The following is a 16,243-nucleotide window of genomic DNA, read 5'->3' as shown; positions in this document are numbered from 1 at the left end:
CCGCACGAATCTACGCGCGGCGACCCCCGTCGCGCGCGAATCAAGAGACAATACCCTCACCGCGACTCCACCGGTAAGAGTCCAGATCGTGAACGCAAAGCGGCCCCACAAAAATGCCGGGGGCACGCGGTTCTGGAGTCACGTAATTCTTCGGGTGATTCGGCAGGAGCTGTCGTATGTTAGCGGCAATGAAGATTTGGGCGAGATCGCCACGCGAGCGGGGGCGTTCCCTCTCCCGCTTGCAAACGAGAGAAGTAAGACGCTAACGGCCGGTGGAACCAAAGCCGCCGGCGCCGCGATCGGTCGCCGACAAGGTGGCCACCGGAACCAGGACGGCCTGCACCACGGGCGCGATCACCATCTGGGCGATACGTTCGCCGCGCTTGATCACGAAGGACGCCGCGCCGTGATTGATCAGGATCACCTTGATCTCGCCGCGGTAGTCGGCGTCGATGGTTCCCGGCGAGTTCAACACGGTGACGCCGTGCTTGGCCGCCAGCCCGGAGCGCGGCCGCACCTGCGCCTCGTAGCCGGGCGGCAGGGCGATCGCCAGGCCCGTCGGCACCAGCGCATATTGGCTAGGTGCGAGCGTCAGCGGCTCGCTGTCCGGAACGGCTGCCATCAGGTCGAGGCCGGCGGCCTCGCTGGTCTGATAGGCCGGCAGCGCCAGGCCGTCAGCATGGGCGAGGCGTTGCAGTTCGACGGTGACCTTCGTGCTCAAGATGCCGGCTCCCGGGATTTATCGGTCGCGATTCTGGCGATGTGCGCGACCAGTTCGATGGCGACCTGTTCCTTGGTCATCACCGGCCAGGAATCAACTGCAATCTCGCCGTCCTTCGCGCCGTTCTTGCGGCTGAGGAGGTGGACCGTGTTGCGGTCGCCGCCCATCACACCGGTGGCGGGCGAAACGTCGTTGGCGACGATCCAGTCGCAGCCCTTGCGCGCGAATTTTGCCTTGGCGTTCTCGATGAGATGCTCGGTCTCGGCGGCAAAGCCGATCACCAGCGGCGGGCGCTTGTCGGTCAGCTTCGAGATCGTGGCGAGAATGTCGGGGTTCTCGACCAGTTGAAGCTGTGGCATGCCGGCCGCGGTCTTCTTCAGCTTCTGCTCGCCCTCATTGGCGACGCGCCAGTCGGCGACCGCAGCGGCGAAGATCGCGACGTCGGCGGGCAGCGCGGCCTGCACCTGCTCCAGCATTTGTCGCGCGGATTCCACATGCTTGACGGTGACACCAGCGGGATCGTCGAGATCGACCGGGCCGCTCACCAGCATCACGTCAGCGCCCGCGGCCTGTGCGGCGGCTGCAATGGCAAAGCCCTGCTTGCCGGAGGAACGATTGGCGATGTAGCGCACCGGATCGATCGGCTCGTGCGTGGGGCCTGCGGTGATCAGCACGCGCTTGCCGGCGAGCGGCTTCGGCATGGGCGGTCGCAGCAGCCGTTCGGCGGCGTTGGCGATCTCGATGGCTTCCGACATACGACCGACACCGGCTTCGCCGGCTTCGGCCATCTCACCCGAGTTCGGGCCGATCAGCGCCACGCCGTCGCGCTGGAGCTGCGCGACGTTGCGCCGCGTCGCCGCGTTGCTCCACATCAGCGGATTCATCGCCGGCGCCAGCAGGATTTTTCGATTGGTGGCGAGCAGGATGGCGCTGGCGAGATCGTCGGCATGGCCGTTCGAAATCTTCGCCAACAGGTCAGCCGTCGCCGGCGCCACCACGATCAGGTCGCAGTCGCGCGCCAGGCGAATGTGGCCGGCGTCGAACTCGCTCTGCGGGTCGAACAGGTCGGTATAGACGCGCTCATGGGAGAGTGCGCTCACCGCCAGCGGCGTCACGAATTGCTGCGCCGCCTTGGTCAGCACGCAGCGGACCTCGATGCGGCGCTCCTTGAGTCTTCTGATCAGGTCGAGCGACTTATAGGCCGCGATCCCGCCGCCGATGATCAGGGTGACGCTGGCCTCAGGGAGGGCACCGGTGCGCTGGGGCGTCGGGGCGGTAGATGGAGCGGGCGGCGCCGAAAACGGCGTCAGCGGCTCCTCGCGGCCCTCGATCAGCTCCCTCAGGATGACCCGGACCTCTTCCTCGACCGACCTGCGGTTCCTGGCCGAGCGCAGCCGCAAATAGGTTTTGACGGCGTCGTCGAGCTTGCGGATGGTCAGGCTTGCCATGACGCTCTCCAGCACGAAATGATAGCGATGCTATCATCCGCGTGATTGCAGTGCAATCAAAGATTCCGGACGGCAACCAGGATCCCGATAAAGGTCGCGGCGATGATCCAGAGCGCCACGGTGCGCCAGCGGTTCTTGCGGCCCTCGCTGCGCCCCATGGCCGCGATGCTCTCCGGCGACAGGCCTATGCCCTCCCGCGTCATGGTCTCGAGCTGCTCGAGGACTTTCACCGATCGCTCCGCGATCTCCGGCAGGCGCATCAGCACGCGCGCGATGTCGCCGGTTCCGGCAAGTGCGCCCTGTACCCGGCCTAGGGGTCCGAGATTGCGCTCGATCCATTCGCGCACCACGGGGTCGGCGATCTTCCAGATGTCGAGCTTGGGATCGAAGCCGCGCGCCACGCCCTCGACCACAACCATGGTCTTCTGCAGCAGGATCAGCTCGGGCCGCGTCCTCATGTCGAACAGGCCGGTGACCTCGAGCAGCAGGGTCAGCAGCCGCGCCATCGAGATCTCCTCGGCGGTACGGTTGTGAATGGGCTCGCCGATGGCACGGATGGCTTGGGCGAAATTCTCGACCGAATGGTGCGCGGGCACATAGCCCGCCTCGAAATGCACCTCGGCGACGCGGCGGTAGTCGCGGGTGATGAAGCCGAGCAGGATCTCGGCCAGGAAGCGCCGCTCCTTCATGCCGAGCCGGCCCATGATGCCGAAATCGACCGCGACGAGACGGCCGGTATCATCCAGGAACAGATTGCCCGGATGCATGTCGGCGTGGAAGAAGCCGTCGCGCAGTGCATGGCGCAGAAAACTCTGGATCACCTTGCGGCCGAGATCTGGCAAATCGACCTGGGCCTCTGCGAGGCCCTTGTGGTCGTTCAGCGCGATGCCGTCGATCCACTCCATGGTCAGCACGTTGTGCGTGGTGCGATCCCAGTCGACGGCCGGCACGCGGAAATCAGGATCGCCCTGCGTGTTCTCGGCCATCTCGGATAGCGCCGCTGCTTCCAGTCGCAGGTCCATCTCCATCGCGACCGAGCGCGACATTGTGTTGATGACTTCGATCAGGCGCAGGCGCCGCGCCTCGGCCGAATAGGCTTCGGCCTTGTGCGCGACGAAGAAGAAGTCGGAGAGATCGCGGCGGAAGCGTGCGGCGACATTGGGCCGGAGCACCTTGATCGCGACCGGCTTGCGGATGCCGTCGCGCAACACCTCGCCGCGATGCACCTGCGCGATCGAGGCGGCCGCGACCGGCGGGCCGAAGCTCGCGAATACGTCGCTCAGCGGTCGTTCCAGTGACGTCGTGATCGCCGCTTCGGCTTCGGCTTGCGAGAACGGCGGCAGGCGATCCTGGAGACTTTCGAGATCGCGCGCCATGACGACGCCGACCACGTCGGGGCGCGTCGCCAGGAATTGCCCGAGCTTGAGATAGGCCGGGCCCATTCGCGTCAGCGCGCGAGAGATCCGCGGACCGTGCTTGGCGCTGCGCCGTTCGACGAGGCGCGCGAGCTTCAGCGCAAGCTGGCCCGGTGGCGGCACCAGGCTCGGATCGACCGAGCCGAACACGCCCTCGCGCGCAAAGACGAACGCGGCGCGGATCAGGCGCGCAATGTGGGTGATGGCAGAGATCACAAACGCCAGCCCGAATGCAGTGCGACGATGCCGCCAGAGAGTGTCTGCCAGCTGACGCGGGAAAAGCCGGCCTCGCGGATCATGTCGGCGAAGACGGCAGGCTTGGGAAACTTGCGGATCGATTCGACGAGGTATTGGTAGGATTCGGCGTCGCCCGTGACCATGCGGCCGAGCGGCGGGATCACCTTGAACGAGAACAAGTCATAGAGCTTGTCGAGCCCTGGCATCTCGACGGTGGAGAATTCCAGGCACAGGAAGCGGCTGCCGGGCCTGAGCACGCGATAGGCCTCGCGCAGTGCGAGGTCGATCCGCGGCACGTTGCGAATGCCGAAAGCGATCGTATAGGCATCGAAGCTGCGGTCGGCGAAGCCAAGCGATTCGGCATTGCCTTCGACGAAATCGACCTGGGTCTCGAGATGCTGCTTGGCGGCGCGTTCGCGGCCCACGGCCAGCATATCGGTGTTGATGTCGCAGACCGTGGCATGGAAGCCGGGACCGGCCGCCCTGGCGGCGCGGAAGGAGATGTCGCCGGTGCCACCGGCGACATCGAGCAGCGCGAACGGCCGGTCGCCCCTCGGCGGGTCGAGCGCGGTGATCATGATGTCCTTCCAGACCCGGTGCAGACCTCCGGACATCAGGTCATTCATCAAATCATAACGCGACGCCACGCTGTGAAACACGTCGTTCACCAGCGTCTGCTTGTCCCCGAGGGGAACGTCCCTGAAGCCAAAATGCGTGGTTTCGCCCGGCCGATCCATTACTCTACTCCGCATGGCGGACCATAGCGCGGCCGCCGCAATGGCGCTATCACACCGCCCTCATAAGGTGAATGCCCGACGATGCCCGAATTGCCCGAAGTCGAGACCGTCCGCCGCGGCCTTCAGCCCGTCATGGAGGGTGCAAAAATCCTCAATGCGGAGGCCCGCCGGCCGGATTTGCGCTTTCCGTTCCAGCCGGACTTCGTGGCCCGGCTCAAGGGGCAGGTTGTCACGGGCCTCGGCCGCCGTGCAAAATATCTCATGGCCGATCTCGCCTCGGGCGACGTGCTGCTGATGCATCTCGGCATGTCGGGCTCGTTCCGTGTCATCAAGCCGGACAACGACGTGCAGCCTGGCGCGTTTCACCATCCGAAGGCCAAGGATTCCGCGCACGATCATGTGCTGTTTCGGATGTCCTCGGGCGCCGACATCGTGTTCAACGATCCGCGCCGTTTCGGTTACATGAAAGTGATTGCGCGCAACGCGCTCGAGGAAGAACCGCTGCTGCGCGGGCTCGGACCCGAGCCGCTCGGCAACGAATTCGATGCCGCGATGCTGGCGCGCTCCTGCGAAGGCAAGACCACGAGCCTGAAGGCCGCGCTGCTCGACCAGCGCGTGGTGGCGGGACTCGGCAACATCTATGTCTGCGAGGCGCTGCACCGCTCGCATCTGTCGCCGCGCCGGATCGCCGCGACGCTATCGACCAAGAAGGGCGAGCCGACCGATCATGCCAAGCGATTGGTCGGCGCGATCCATACCGTGCTGAACGATGCGATCAGGGCTGGCGGCTCCAGCTTGCGCGATCACCGCCAGACCTCGGGCGAACTCGGTTATTTCCAGCACTCGTTCAAGGTCTACGACCGCGAAGGCGAGACATGCACCACGCCGCGCTGTGGCGGCACGATCAAACGGTTCACGCAGAATGGTCGGTCGACCTTCTGGTGTCCGAAATGTCAGAAGTGACCATCAGGCTTGTTGCCGAGAGGCCGTGAGGCTTGGTGAGGGCGACGACAGCACCACGCCCGTCAATGACCAGTGGATGGAACGTCTGGAACCGCGAAGCAAAGCAATCCGGCCGGGCTGCCAGTGTCGTGGTCTCGTCCGCCGCAAGCTCCGCGGCGACGTTCAGCATGTCATGCGCAGGCGACATCACCTGGTCGATCAGGGCATCGTTCGGAGCTTCGAGCTCGAGCCGGGTCTCGATCCAGTGCCCTCGGCGAGGGTGTTGGCGGCGCTATCGATGCGCTGGCCGCGGCGTAGTCGCACGTGGGATGGATGCGCAACCGTGCCCCGGACGAAGCGCAGCGCATAGCGATGCGCTGCAGAGCCGGGGCCCGGAAAGCCCCAAGTGCGACTGTTGGTGACATGGGTACCGGCTCAGCGGCGCGGCGTTTCACGCCGCACCGCGTCCGGGACACGATAGCGCGTAGTTGTTGGCGAGCCTACTTCCGCACGCAGATCACGCGCACGACAGCGGCTTTCGCATCCATCGATGAGCCATTCGCAGTGATGCCATTCGCCTTCAGGAAATCGCGCACCGTCTCCGCGGAGACCATTACCGCCTGCGAGGCCGGCACCGACGTTGCAGGTCCTGCAACCATTGCCGGCTTCAGCAGCGCAATGCCGGCGAACTTGCCGTCGGCGTCGATGGCCGGGCTGCCGGAAAAACCCACCGACGGTGGAGGCGACAGCGCGGAGTCGCTCGCTGTCACAGGCGCCAGCGCCGCCTTCACGCTCGACACGCGGGCCGCACCGCCCTGACCCTGTGGGTCTGCGATGCCGATCACGTCGACATTCGTCTTCGCCGCGCCGCTCGCGACGCTGAGCGGCCTCAGGCCGCGCGCGCCGTAGATGTGCAGCAGCGCGAGATCGTGCTCCTTGTCCTCAGCGAGGCGGTCGGCGCTGCCATGACCGCCGATCGTGATTGCTAGGCAGCCATCGGTGACGAGGCGGTCCGTGACGATCGCGCCGTCGTCGCTGACGACGATGCCGGTGCCGTATTCGACAGTCTTGCGCGGCGGCGGTCCGGCCATCGGGCTGGACGGAAACGCGTTGAACGCGCTCGACATCGCGATCACAACCGGTTCGACCGTGTTCTCCATCGCCTGGTCGTAGAGGATGGTCATGATGCGGACCTCATCGCCTCTGAAGGTGCCGCGCACGTAGAATTTCTTGAGGCCCTGAAGCCCGGACAGCACGAAGAAGTCAGGCTTCACCACGGTGTAATCGACCTTGCGGCCGGCGGGCTCCTTCTTCTCGGCCTCCGCGATCTTCGCGGTGGTCGGGTTCACCTCCTTGCGGCGGCTGAGCAGCACCTGCACGGTTCCGGTCGGCGAGGTCCATTTCGAGCCGTTGGCGTCGCTCGCCTGCTGCGGCACAAGCTTACCGGGGATGCCGAGCCGCGCACCGCTGGTCGGCTCCATGACGATCTTCCAGCCGACACTGTCTTGTTTCCGCCTTGCGGTCTCGGCGAGCGCCGCACGCTCCTGCGGATTGAGCACGCCGGTCGGCTTGCCGCCCTTGGCCTTCTGGTATTCCTTGATGGCGTTGACCATGCGCTCGCTGACGTCGCCGGTGATGGCCCCGTTATATTGGCCGACCCAGGCGAGATCGGATTGCAGCGACAGGCGCTCGGCCTGTGCCATGGCGTCGGCTGTTTCCGATGCCGTCTGAACGGTTGGCGGGCGAATCGGAACGGTCTGGACCGTTTTCGGCTTGGTGCTGGGGACCTGCGGCGGCGTCATCTGGGCGTTCGCAGCCGTGGCCGCCGCAAACATCAGTGTTGCCGCAAGCGTCGATCTCATGACAAATCCAGCCAGCCCATTGAACGCAATGCCATTGAAGCACATCTCGTTGGTCGCGAACAATGTTGGGCTGGTTCAGGTGTTGATCCTCATCACCATGAGGGTTGAGAGGAACGAAGAACGATGCTGAGCCCCGACGAACTCGAACGCTATGCCCGCCATATCGTGCTGCGCGATGTCGGCGGTCCCGGCCAGGCTGCGCTGAAACGAGCCTCCGTGCTGGTGATCGGTGCCGGCGGGCTCGGTGCGCCCGCTCTGATGTATCTGGCCGCTGCCGGCGTCGGCACACTCGGCGTGGTCGATGACGATGTGGTCTCGCTGTCCAATCTGCAGCGCCAGGTGATCCACGCCACGCCCGATATCGGCCGGCACAAGGTCGAGAGCGCCGCCGAGCGGATCGCGGCGCTCAATCCGCATGTCCGCTTTGTCGGTCACGCCACCTGGCTCAACGCCGACAATGCGCTCAGCCTGATCGGCGATTACGACCTCGTGCTCGACGGCTCCGACAATTTCTCGACGCGTTACCTCGTTTCCGATGCCTGCTTCTTCGCGAAGCGGCCGCTGATCACGGCGGCGCTCGGCACCTTCGACGGCTCGCTCACCACCATCCGCGCGCATGAGAGGAACGAGCAGGGCGAGTTCAATCCGACCTACCGCTGCCTGTTTCCGGAAGCGCCGCCGCCTGGGACCGTTCCGGCCTGTGCCGAGGCCGGTGTCATGGGCGCATTGGCGGGCGTGCTCGGCTCGATGATGGCGCTGGAGGCGATCCGCGAGATCGTCGGCTTCGGCGACGGCCTCGTCGGCCGCCTCCTGATGATCGACGCGCGCGCGATGCGCTTCGAGACGTTGCGCTACGCCCGCGATCCCGCCAATCCGCTCAACGGCGATGGGCCCGTGATCGAGGATCTGAGCATCCATCGCGAGTAGGACAGCGGCCCAAAATTCGGGCGGCACCGAGAGCACTATGCAAACAGTAGAACTCGACGCAAGTAATTGGAAAACACGCATGGAGGAGACGCGAATACGTCGACTTGCACGTACAGGTGAGGACGTGGCGGCTAGTCTTGAAATCGCGAGCTAGGTTCAATTTGCCCGGGGGCAGATAGGATACACCATCCGTCCGCCGGAGCGCAGACACTCACAGCATGCTCGGCAGCACGCGATCCGGTGGCTTGTGGGCGTCGAGGAAGGTGCGGATGTTGATGATCACCTTCTCGCCCATCTCGACGCGGCCCTCGATCGTGGCCGAGCCCATATGCGGCAGCAGTGTCACCTTGCCCGCCTTGGCGAGCCGCACCAGTTTCGGGTTCACCGCGGGCTCGTGCTCGTAGACGTCGAGGCCGGCGCCGCCGATCTCGCCGCCCTCGATCAGCTTGATCAGCGTGTCCTCGTCGGTGACCTCGCCGCGCGCGGTGTTGACGATATAGGCGTCCTTGCGGATCAGCTTCAGCCGTCGCGCCGAAAGCAGGTGATAGGTCGCCGGCGTGTGCGGACAGTTCACCGAGATGATGTCCATCCGCGCCAGCATCTGGTCGAGGCTTTCCCAATAGGTCGCGCCCAGCTCTTCGGCGATGACGGGCGCGACGGGACGGCGGTTGTGATAGTGGATCTGCAGGCCGAAGGCGCGGGCGCGGCGCGCCACCGCCTGGCCGATGCGGCCCATGCCGATGATGCCGAGACGCTTGCCCCCGATGCGATGGCCGAGCATCCAGGTCGGCGACCAGCCCGCCCAGAGCTTTCCTTCGGTCAGGATCGAGGCGCCTTCGATCATTCGCCTGGGCACCGCGAGGATCAGCGCCATGGTCATGTCGGCGGTATCTTCGGTCAGGACCTTCGGCGTATTGGTGACGGTGATGCCGCGGGCATGGGCGGCTGCGACGTCGATATTGTCGACGCCGTTGCCGAAATTGGCGATCAGGCGGAGCTTGCAGTCGGGCTGGTTCACGACATCGGCGCTGATGTGATCGGTCACGGTCGGAACCAGCACGTCGGCGGTGCGCGCGGCTTCCGCGATCTGATCGGCCGACATCGGCGTGTCATCGAGATTGATCCGCGCATCGAACAGCTCGCGCATTCGCGTTTCGATCGAATCCGGCAGCTTGCGCGTCACCACGACGAGGGGCTTTTTCTTCACCGACATGTCCTGCTCTCATGAGGCACAGCAAGCCGCCTCTGTCGCCAAAGGCCGGTCGTTGAGGCCTCATTAACCCGGTTGTTCGACACTGCCCTTGCCGTGTCCGTCCCCGGTGTTTCCTCCAAGCTCTCCCGACATTTCCGGCCGGAAAATCGGGGCAAACTGGTTGTTCAAGTGCTCGTCCTCTCTAGCAGAAGGCCGGGCCAAGACAAGAACCACGGGCCGAGGGTTGGAACCCGCGTGGGGCGGGAAGCAGGGGCAGACGCGGCAGGGTTTTGGAATTTGGGGTGAGGATCCGGCTTGGCCGGGTCTTCGACAGGAGACGGGTTGATGGCGTTGGGGCGTTTTTGTTCGGTGATGGCGCTCGTTTGCACCTGGTTGAGCGCCTCGGTCGGCCCCTCGCATTCGGCGAAGGATAATACTCCGCAGACCGCCAGCGGGTTGCCGGTACCGCGCTATGTCAGCCTCAAATCGGATCACGTGAACGTCCGCGCCGGCCCGACCAAGGACAATGACGTCGCCTGGGTCTACACCCGCGCCGGCCTGCCGGTCGAAATCACCGCCGAATTCGAGAACTGGCGCCGGGTGCGTGATTCCGAAGGCGCCGAGGGCTGGGTGTATCACTCGCTGCTGTCGGGCCGCCGCACCGCTGTCGTCACCATGAAGCACAAGGACGACCTCGCCCCGATCTATGACCGGCCCGATCCCGACAGCGCGGTTGCGGCAAGGCTCCAGGCTGGCGTCGTCACGCAGGTGAAGAAGTGCGCCGCAAGCTGGTGCCGCGTCATCGGCAACGGCTTTGACGGCTGGATCCAGCAGGAGCGCCTCTGGGGCGTCTACGCGGACGAGCAGGTGAATTGACGCCGACAGGCGTCATCCCGGAGCGATGCGTAGCATCGAATCCGGGATGACGGGAAAAAGGAAATGGCCGGGACAAGCCCGGCCATGACGATCTCAGCAGTTTAAGACGATCTCAGCAGTTTAAGACGATCTCAGCGCTTCTTGCGCAGGCGCACGACCATGTCGATGCGGGAGATCTCATAGCCCTCGGGCACCTCCGGCATCTTCGACAGCGCCAGATGCGGATCCTCGATGTCGACCAGCTCGTGGCTGTTCTCGAGATAGTAGTGATGATGGGTGGTGACGTTGGTATCGAAATAGGTCTTGGTGCCGTCGACGCTGACCTGGCGGAGCAGGCCGGCATCGGTGAGCTGATTCAGCGTGTTGTAGACGGTCGCCAGCGATACCGGGACCTTGGCCAGCGTCGCTTCCTCGTAAAGCATTTCGGCCGTGAGGTGACGCGCACCCTTGCCGAACAGGAGCCAGCCGAGCGCCATGCGCTGGCGCGTCGGACGCAGCCCCGCGGACTGGAGCATTTCGTTTACGTCGTGCCAGGGACAGCCGGTCAAGGCCGGCTGGCGGCCGGACAGGAGGGCCGCGGCATGGACGTCATCGTCGTGATGGGGCGCGGTATTCTCGCTCATTTCCAGATTTCGGGCACGCGTGAACAATATCTCCCAGTAATATAAGAACAGAAAGATGCAGATGCAAGTTTCTCGCAACTAGAGAGGTTCTAATCAGGGTTGGAACCGGCCTGGGGAGCGCGTCATTTTACCTTCATCGATGCGCTTTGCCACCCGAAATAGCCTGTGTTAGAGAGCGCGCGGTTCCGCTTAGCCGATTTTGGCGCAGCCGGGCATGAAAGCTTGGGCGCAGTCCATTCGGGGCTTGCGCGAGTCGCGGCCGGCGGTGGCAATTGGCGTTGCTCTCCGATCGAGACGGGGCCCATTTCGCCAGAAAAACGCCGCTTAACCGGGATTTGAACAGAGGCTCGTGAATGCTGAACAGGCGCAACGGTTACGAATACGAAGATCTGCTGGCCTGTGCCCGCGGCGAGATGTTCGGCCCGGGCAATGCCCAGCTGCCGCTGCCGCCGATGCTGATGTTCGACCGCATCACGGACATCAACGACAATGGCGGTGAGTTCGGCAAGGGTCTCGTGCGCGCCGAGCTCGACGTGAAGCCCGACCTCTGGTTCTTCGGCTGCCACTTCAAGAACGATCCAGTGATGCCGGGTTGCCTCGGCCTGGATGCGCTGTGGCAAATGGTCGGCTTTTACCTCGGCTGGATCGGCGGCGAAGGCCGGGGCCGGGCGCTCGGTCTGAGCGAACTGAAGTTCGGCGGCCAGGTGCTGACTGACGCCCGCAAGGTTGTGTACAACGTCGATATCAAACGCGTGATGCGCTCAAAGCTCGTGCTCGGGATTGCCGACGGGTGGCTTTCGGTCGATGACCAGATTATTTATCGCGCCAAGGATCTGAAGGTCGGCCTGTTCAAGCAGGGCACGAGCCTGGGCTGAGCGCATTATCCAAGAAGACAACGACGAGGCGAGGCTGACATGAGGCGGGTTGTGGTCACCGGAATGGGCATCGTTTCGTCCATCGGAAACAACACCCAGGAAGTGCTTGCGAGCCTTCACGAGGCGAAATCGGGCATTTCGCGGGCTGAGAAATATGCCGAGCTCGGCTTCCGTTCGCAGGTGCAAGGTGAGCCCACGCTCGATCCCTCGACGGTGGTCGATCGCCGCGCGATGCGTTTCCTCGGCCAGGGCGCGGCGTGGAATCACATCGCGATGGAGCAGGCGATCCAGGATTCCGGCCTGTCGCCCGATGAAGTCTCCAACATCCGCACCGGCATCATCATGGGTTCCGGCGGTCCCTCGGCGCGCACCATCGTCGAAGCCGCCGACATCACCCGCTCCAAGGGACCGAAGCGGGTCGGCCCGTTTGCGGTGCCGAAGGCGATGTCCTCCACGGCTTCCGCGACGCTTGCGACCTGGTTCAAGATCAAGGGCGTGAACTATTCGATCTCCTCGGCCTGCGCGACGTCGAACCATTGCGTCGGCAATGCCTATGAGACGATCCAGATCGGCAAGCAGGACGTCATCTTCGCCGGCGGCTGCGAGGAGCTGGACTGGTCGCTGTCGGTGCTGTTCGACGCCATGGGCGCGATGTCCTCGAAGTACAACGATACGCCGGCCACGGCCTCACGTCCCTACGACCTCAATCGCGATGGTTTCGTCATTGCCGGCGGCGCCGGCGTGCTGGTGCTGGAAGAGCTCGAGCATGCCAAGGCGCGTGGCGCACGCATCTATGGCGAGGTCGTCGGCTACGGTGCGACCTCCGACGGCTACGACATGGTCGCGCCATCGGGTGAAGGCGCCGAGCGCTGCATGCGCATGGCGATGTCGACGGTGAAGACCAAGGTCGATTACATCAATCCGCACGCGACCTCGACACCGGCCGGCGATCCGCCGGAGATCGAGGCCATCCGCAAGGTCTTTGGCGTTGGCGAGAAGTGCCCGCCGATCTCCGCGACCAAGGCGCTGACCGGCCACTCGCTGGGCGCCACCGGTGTGCAGGAAGCGATCTATTCGCTGCTGATGATGAACAACGGTTTCATCTGCGAGAGCGCGCACATCCAGGAGCTCGATCCCGTGTTCGCCGACATGCCGATCGTGCGCAAGCGCATCGACAACGCCAAGATCGGCACCGTGCTGTCGAACTCGTTCGGCTTCGGCGGCACCAACGCCACGCTGGTGTTCAGCCGGCTGGATGCGTGACGACGTTGTCGACGCGTTCGTGATTTCTCGTCATGGCCGGGCTTGTCCCGGCCATCCACGTCTTAGGTTCTGGCTGCAAAGGGCGTGGATGCCCGGGACAAGCCCGGCCATGACGCAGAGCGGAGAGTAGTTTCGCAATGGAAGGATTTATGAAAGGCAAGCGCGGTCTGGTCATGGGCATCGCCAATGATCATTCGATCGCCTGGGGTATGGCGAAGACGCTGCATGCCCACGGCGCCGAGCTCGCTTTTACCTTCCAGGGCGAGGCCCTCGGCAAGCGCGTCAAGCCGCTGGCTGAATCGCTTGGCGTGGATCTGGTGCTGCCTTGCGACGTCGAGGACATTTCCAGCGTCGATGCCACCTTCGCTGCGTTACGCGAAAAATGGGGCAAGCTCGACTTCATCATCCATGCGATCGGCTTTGCCGACAAGAACGAGCTCAAGGGCCGCTACGCCGACACCAGCCGCGAGAATTTTTCGCGCACCATGGTGATCTCCTGCTTTTCGTTCACGGAAGTCGCAAAGCGCGCCGCCGAGCTGATGACCGAAGGCGGCAGCATGATCACGCTGACGTTCGGCGCCTCGGAGCGCGCGATGCCGAACTACAACGTGATGGGCGTAGCCAAGGCGGCACTGGAAGCCTCCGTGCGCTATCTTGCCGCTGATTTCGGCCCGCGCGGCATCCGCGTCAACGCGATCTCCGCAGGCCCCATCCGCACACTCGCCGGCTCCGGCATCGGCGAGGCACGGGCGATGTTCGCCTTCATGCAGAAGCACGCGCCGCTCCGCCGCGGCGTCACGCTGGACGACCTCGGCGGCTCGGCGCTGTATCTGTTGTCGGATCTCTCCGGCGGCGTGACCGGCGAGATCCATTATGTGGATTCCGGCTACAACGTCATCCTGATGCCGAGGCCGGATGATCTGAAGGTGTCGGAATAGGATGCCTTCGTAGCGTGGGCAAAGCGAAGCGTGCCCACCTCTTCCTCACTGTCGTCGAGAGACGGTGGGCACGGACGAATCTCCCATCTATCCCGCCGCGATCTTCTCCGCGCGCTGGAACGCCGGCCGCGCCATGCAGCGGGCGAGATAGGCATCGAAGGCCGGGCGCGACGGCACCATCTTGAACAGGCGCACCGCGAAATTCAGGCCCGAGCCGACCGTGACGTCGGCAGCGGAAAATTCCTCGCCGAGGATCCACGGACCCTTGGCGAGCGCGGCTTCCAGTACGTCGAAAACCTGCGTCGCGCTGCCCCAGGCCGCGGTCGAGGTCGGGATCTCGATCTTGGTGAAGATCTGGATGATGGCGGGCTCGATGCAGCTAGGGCAAAAGAACAGCCATTGCAGATAGCGCGCGCGGCGCGGATCGGTCACGGCGGGCGCGAGCTTGGTCTCGGGATAGCGATCGGCAATGTAAGCGCAGATCGCCGCGGCTTCGCCGAGCGCAGCATAGCCGTCGGTCAGCGCCGGCACCTTTCCCATCGGGTTGATCTTGAGAAAGTCCGGCGCCTTCTGCGCGCCGGTCGAGATGTCGGTCAGCACGCGCTCATAGGGCAGGCCGCTCTCCTCCATCAGCCAGAGCGTCGTGAACGAGCGTGAGCGAGGCGACCAGTAGAGCTTGATCATGGGGCATTTCGTTCGTTCTTCCACCGGTAATACTTCATCACGAAACCGTTCGACGGTTCGGTCTCTTCCTTTTCGAACACGAAACCTTCGCGTTCGTACCAGCGCCAGGCCTTTTCGTTCTCGCGGACGCAGCGCAGGCAGATTTCGTCGGGCAGCTGCGTGCGCGTGAAGGCGAGCAGCTGCCGGCCGAGCGATTGGCCCTGATAGGCGGGCGCAACGAAGAGCATGTCGAGATCGAGCTTGGGCAGATGCAGCGCCAGCATGGCAGCGATGGTGCCCTTATCGTCGGCGACGAACAGGCTCCAGCCGTTCTCGATCTCGCGCCTGATGCGCGCACGCAAATTGGCGAGGAGGAAGCCGCTCGCTTCGGCAAGCCCGGTCGAGACCCAGCTCTCCATCCAGACACGGCCGATCTCGTCATACTCCTCTGGGCAGGCGGGGCGGATGATCGGATGCGACATACGCCGCTCAAACCCGCTGGCTGCGCACGGATTGCCGCGCGCGCACCTTGCCGGCCGACAGGCACACCACCTCGGAAATCTGCAGCAGCTGCCGCGCCAACGGGCTGGTCTTGCGCCAGACCATGCCGATGATACGCGAGGGCTCGGGGTCGCGGAAGCGCGCCAGCGAGACCGAGGCCGATCGCGTCTCCACCGGCACCGCCATCTCCGGGATCAAGGTGACGCCGATACCGGCGCTGACCATCTGCACCAGCGTCGAGAGTGAATTCGCATCCAGCATCTCGCGCGGAGGCGCCGATTGCATGTTGCAGAACGAGAGCGCCTGGTCGCGGAAGCAGTGCCCCTCCTCGAGCAGCAGAAGCCGCATCTCGCGCATCATCTCGCGCGACGGCACCGGTGTGCCTTCATCCGCACCCGGCCGCACCAGCAGAAATTTCTCCTCGAACAGCGCGACCTCGGTGAGCGAGGGCTCCGACACTGGCAGTGCCACGATGGCGGTGTCGAGCCGGCCTTCCACCAGTTCCTGGATCAGCCGCGGCGTCATGGTCTCGCGCACGCGGATGTCGAGCTCCGGATGCATGCGCGTGAGATTCTTGGTGATCTTGGGCAGCAGGTAAGGGGCGATGGTCGGGATCATGCCGATGCGCAGGCGGCCGGCGAAGCGGTCCTGGGACGCCCGCGCGAAATCGCCGAGCTCGTCGACCGAGCGCAGGATGTCGCGGACCCGCTGAGCGAGCTCCTCGCCGAAACGGGTCAGCGCCACTTGCCGTGCGCTGCGCTCCAGCAGCAGGCCGCCGAGCGTCTCCTCCAGTTCCTTGATTTGCATCGACAGAGCCGGCTGCGAGATCGAGCAGGCCTCGGCCGCGCGGCCGAAATGGCCGTGACGGGCCAGCGCATCGAAATAGCGGAGCTGGCGCAGCGTCAGATTCATCATCAGAAAATCCTATCGCAGCGATCATTAAAGTCAACTTCACCTGATAGGACCTGGCGCTTAGAGTGGCTCTACCTGGTCAAATGGCGCCGTCGGACGCCACCAGAGGAG

At 64.4% G+C, this 16,243-nt stretch carries 16 protein-coding genes; 6 read left to right on the top strand and 10 right to left on the bottom strand.

Annotated elements, in window-relative coordinates:
- Positions 1–262 precede the first annotated feature (262 nt).
- Genes dut through ubiE form a run of 4 tightly spaced genes read right to left on the bottom strand, consistent with a single transcriptional unit; the run spans position 263 to position 4,558 of the window.
- Entirely contained in the window at positions 263–721 is a 459-nt protein-coding gene (gene dut, locus P6U27_RS00320) for a dUTP diphosphatase (protein WP_129142359.1), read from the bottom strand.
- Positions 718–2,169 carry a bifunctional phosphopantothenoylcysteine decarboxylase/phosphopantothenate--cysteine ligase CoaBC gene (gene coaBC, locus P6U27_RS00315; protein ID WP_129142358.1) on the bottom strand — a complete coding sequence of 484 codons (1,452 nt, stop codon included), beginning with the start codon at positions 2,167–2,169 and terminating at the stop codon, positions 718–720. The genes dut and coaBC overlap by 4 nt, the downstream gene beginning before the upstream one ends.
- Before the next feature lie 56 nt (positions 2,170–2,225).
- Positions 2,226–3,800: a 2-polyprenylphenol 6-hydroxylase gene (gene ubiB / locus P6U27_RS00310; RefSeq protein ID WP_122400153.1), complete on the bottom strand. Its 1,575-nt coding sequence runs from the start codon at positions 3,798–3,800 to the stop codon at positions 2,226–2,228.
- Positions 3,797–4,558, bottom strand: a complete 762-nt coding sequence (gene ubiE / locus P6U27_RS00305; protein WP_129142357.1) for a bifunctional demethylmenaquinone methyltransferase/2-methoxy-6-polyprenyl-1,4-benzoquinol methylase UbiE — start codon at positions 4,556–4,558, stop codon at positions 3,797–3,799. The genes ubiB and ubiE overlap by 4 nt, the downstream gene beginning before the upstream one ends.
- A gap of 81 nt (positions 4,559–4,639) precedes the next feature.
- Here ubiE and mutM point away from each other — a divergent pair, with 81 nt between their 5' ends.
- On the top strand, positions 4,640–5,521 hold the full coding sequence (gene mutM, locus P6U27_RS00300; protein ID WP_122400151.1) for a bifunctional DNA-formamidopyrimidine glycosylase/DNA-(apurinic or apyrimidinic site) lyase: 882 nt from the start codon (positions 4,640–4,642) through the stop codon (positions 5,519–5,521).
- Positions 5,522–6,000: 479 nt separating this feature from the next.
- Here mutM and P6U27_RS00295 read toward each other — a convergent pair whose 3' ends face one another.
- Positions 6,001–7,362 (bottom strand): serine protease, encoded by a 1,362-nt coding sequence (locus tag P6U27_RS00295; protein ID WP_164936721.1) that lies wholly within the window; start codon positions 7,360–7,362, stop codon positions 6,001–6,003.
- 123 nt (positions 7,363–7,485) lie between these two features.
- On the opposite strand from P6U27_RS00295, the gene P6U27_RS00290 reads away from it, so the two are divergent.
- Positions 7,486–8,289: a molybdopterin-synthase adenylyltransferase MoeB gene (locus P6U27_RS00290; RefSeq protein ID WP_129142356.1), complete on the top strand. Its 804-nt coding sequence runs from the start codon at positions 7,486–7,488 to the stop codon at positions 8,287–8,289.
- 211 nt (positions 8,290–8,500) lie between these two features.
- On the opposite strand, the gene P6U27_RS00285 is transcribed toward P6U27_RS00290, so the two are convergent.
- Positions 8,501–9,502 (bottom strand): D-glycerate dehydrogenase, encoded by a 1,002-nt coding sequence (locus tag P6U27_RS00285; RefSeq protein WP_122400149.1) that lies wholly within the window; start codon positions 9,500–9,502, stop codon positions 8,501–8,503.
- Positions 9,503–9,826: 324 nt separating this feature from the next.
- Here P6U27_RS00285 and P6U27_RS00280 point away from each other — a divergent pair, with 324 nt between their 5' ends.
- Complete coding sequence (locus P6U27_RS00280; RefSeq protein WP_122400148.1) at positions 9,827–10,357, top strand: SH3 domain-containing protein; 531 nt, start codon at positions 9,827–9,829, stop codon at positions 10,355–10,357.
- A gap of 131 nt (positions 10,358–10,488) precedes the next feature.
- Here the strand turns inward: P6U27_RS00280 and irrA are convergent, their stop codons facing one another.
- On the bottom strand, positions 10,489–10,980 hold the full coding sequence (irrA, locus tag P6U27_RS00275) for an iron response transcriptional regulator IrrA (protein WP_027546833.1): 492 nt from the start codon (positions 10,978–10,980) through the stop codon (positions 10,489–10,491).
- A 353-nt stretch (positions 10,981–11,333) separates the two neighbouring features.
- Here irrA and fabA point away from each other — a divergent pair, with 353 nt between their 5' ends.
- The 3 genes from fabA to fabI all read left to right on the top strand — a co-directional run bounded on the left by fabA (position 11,334) and on the right by fabI (position 14,056).
- Positions 11,334–11,855 carry a 3-hydroxyacyl-[acyl-carrier-protein] dehydratase FabA gene (gene fabA, locus P6U27_RS00270; protein WP_027572363.1) on the top strand — a complete coding sequence of 174 codons (522 nt, stop codon included), beginning with the start codon at positions 11,334–11,336 and terminating at the stop codon, positions 11,853–11,855.
- A 39-nt stretch (positions 11,856–11,894) separates the two neighbouring features.
- Positions 11,895–13,118: a beta-ketoacyl-ACP synthase I gene (gene fabB / locus P6U27_RS00265; RefSeq protein WP_027572364.1), complete on the top strand. Its 1,224-nt coding sequence runs from the start codon at positions 11,895–11,897 to the stop codon at positions 13,116–13,118.
- Between the two features lie 137 nt (positions 13,119–13,255).
- Positions 13,256–14,056: an enoyl-ACP reductase FabI gene (gene fabI, locus P6U27_RS00260; protein WP_129142355.1), complete on the top strand. Its 801-nt coding sequence runs from the start codon at positions 13,256–13,258 to the stop codon at positions 14,054–14,056.
- An 87-nt stretch (positions 14,057–14,143) separates the two neighbouring features.
- Here fabI and P6U27_RS00255 read toward each other — a convergent pair whose 3' ends face one another.
- The 3 genes from P6U27_RS00255 to P6U27_RS00245 are packed head-to-tail and all read right to left on the bottom strand — an operon-like array spanning position 14,144 to position 16,135.
- Entirely contained in the window at positions 14,144–14,740 is a 597-nt protein-coding gene (locus P6U27_RS00255) for a glutathione S-transferase family protein (RefSeq protein WP_407193552.1), read from the bottom strand.
- Entirely contained in the window at positions 14,737–15,201 is a 465-nt protein-coding gene (locus P6U27_RS00250; RefSeq protein ID WP_129142354.1) for a GNAT family N-acetyltransferase, read from the bottom strand. The genes P6U27_RS00255 and P6U27_RS00250 overlap by 4 nt, the downstream gene beginning before the upstream one ends.
- Positions 15,202–15,208: 7 nt before the next feature.
- Positions 15,209–16,135 (bottom strand): hydrogen peroxide-inducible genes activator, encoded by a 927-nt coding sequence (locus P6U27_RS00245; protein WP_129142353.1) that lies wholly within the window; start codon positions 16,133–16,135, stop codon positions 15,209–15,211.
- Between the last annotated feature and the right edge of the window lie 108 nt (positions 16,136–16,243).

The organism is Bradyrhizobium sp. STM 3566 (assembly GCF_045571445.1).
Taxonomy (GTDB): Bacteria; Pseudomonadota; Alphaproteobacteria; order Rhizobiales; family Xanthobacteraceae; genus Bradyrhizobium; species Bradyrhizobium vignae.
This window is presented reverse-complemented; position numbering and strand designations above follow the sequence as displayed.

What these genes read in the sequence shown, in the direction of transcription:
- coaBC (WP_129142358.1), bottom strand. Translation starts at nt 2,169, where the DNA reads ATGGCAAGCCTGACCATCCGCAAGCTCGACGACGCCGTCAAAACCTAT.
- ubiE (WP_129142357.1), bottom strand. Translation starts at nt 4,558, where the DNA reads ATGGATCGGCCGGGCGAAACCACGCATTTTGGCTTCAGGGACGTTCCC.
- mutM (WP_122400151.1), top strand. Translation starts at nt 4,640, where the DNA reads ATGCCCGAATTGCCCGAAGTCGAGACCGTCCGCCGCGGCCTTCAGCCC.
- P6U27_RS00295 (WP_164936721.1), bottom strand. Translation starts at nt 7,362, where the DNA reads ATGAGATCGACGCTTGCGGCAACACTGATGTTTGCGGCGGCCACGGCT.
- P6U27_RS00290 (WP_129142356.1), top strand. Translation starts at nt 7,486, where the DNA reads ATGCTGAGCCCCGACGAACTCGAACGCTATGCCCGCCATATCGTGCTG.
- P6U27_RS00285 (WP_122400149.1), bottom strand. Translation starts at nt 9,502, where the DNA reads ATGTCGGTGAAGAAAAAGCCCCTCGTCGTGGTGACGCGCAAGCTGCCG.
- P6U27_RS00280 (WP_122400148.1), top strand. Translation starts at nt 9,827, where the DNA reads ATGGCGTTGGGGCGTTTTTGTTCGGTGATGGCGCTCGTTTGCACCTGG.
- irrA (WP_027546833.1), bottom strand. Translation starts at nt 10,980, where the DNA reads ATGAGCGAGAATACCGCGCCCCATCACGACGATGACGTCCATGCCGCG.
- fabA (WP_027572363.1), top strand. Translation starts at nt 11,334, where the DNA reads ATGCTGAACAGGCGCAACGGTTACGAATACGAAGATCTGCTGGCCTGT.
- fabB (WP_027572364.1), top strand. Translation starts at nt 11,895, where the DNA reads ATGAGGCGGGTTGTGGTCACCGGAATGGGCATCGTTTCGTCCATCGGA.
- fabI (WP_129142355.1), top strand. Translation starts at nt 13,256, where the DNA reads ATGGAAGGATTTATGAAAGGCAAGCGCGGTCTGGTCATGGGCATCGCC.
- P6U27_RS00255 (WP_407193552.1), bottom strand. Translation starts at nt 14,740, where the DNA reads ATGATCAAGCTCTACTGGTCGCCTCGCTCACGCTCGTTCACGACGCTC.
- P6U27_RS00250 (WP_129142354.1), bottom strand. Translation starts at nt 15,201, where the DNA reads ATGTCGCATCCGATCATCCGCCCCGCCTGCCCAGAGGAGTATGACGAG.
- P6U27_RS00245 (WP_129142353.1), bottom strand. Translation starts at nt 16,135, where the DNA reads ATGATGAATCTGACGCTGCGCCAGCTCCGCTATTTCGATGCGCTGGCC.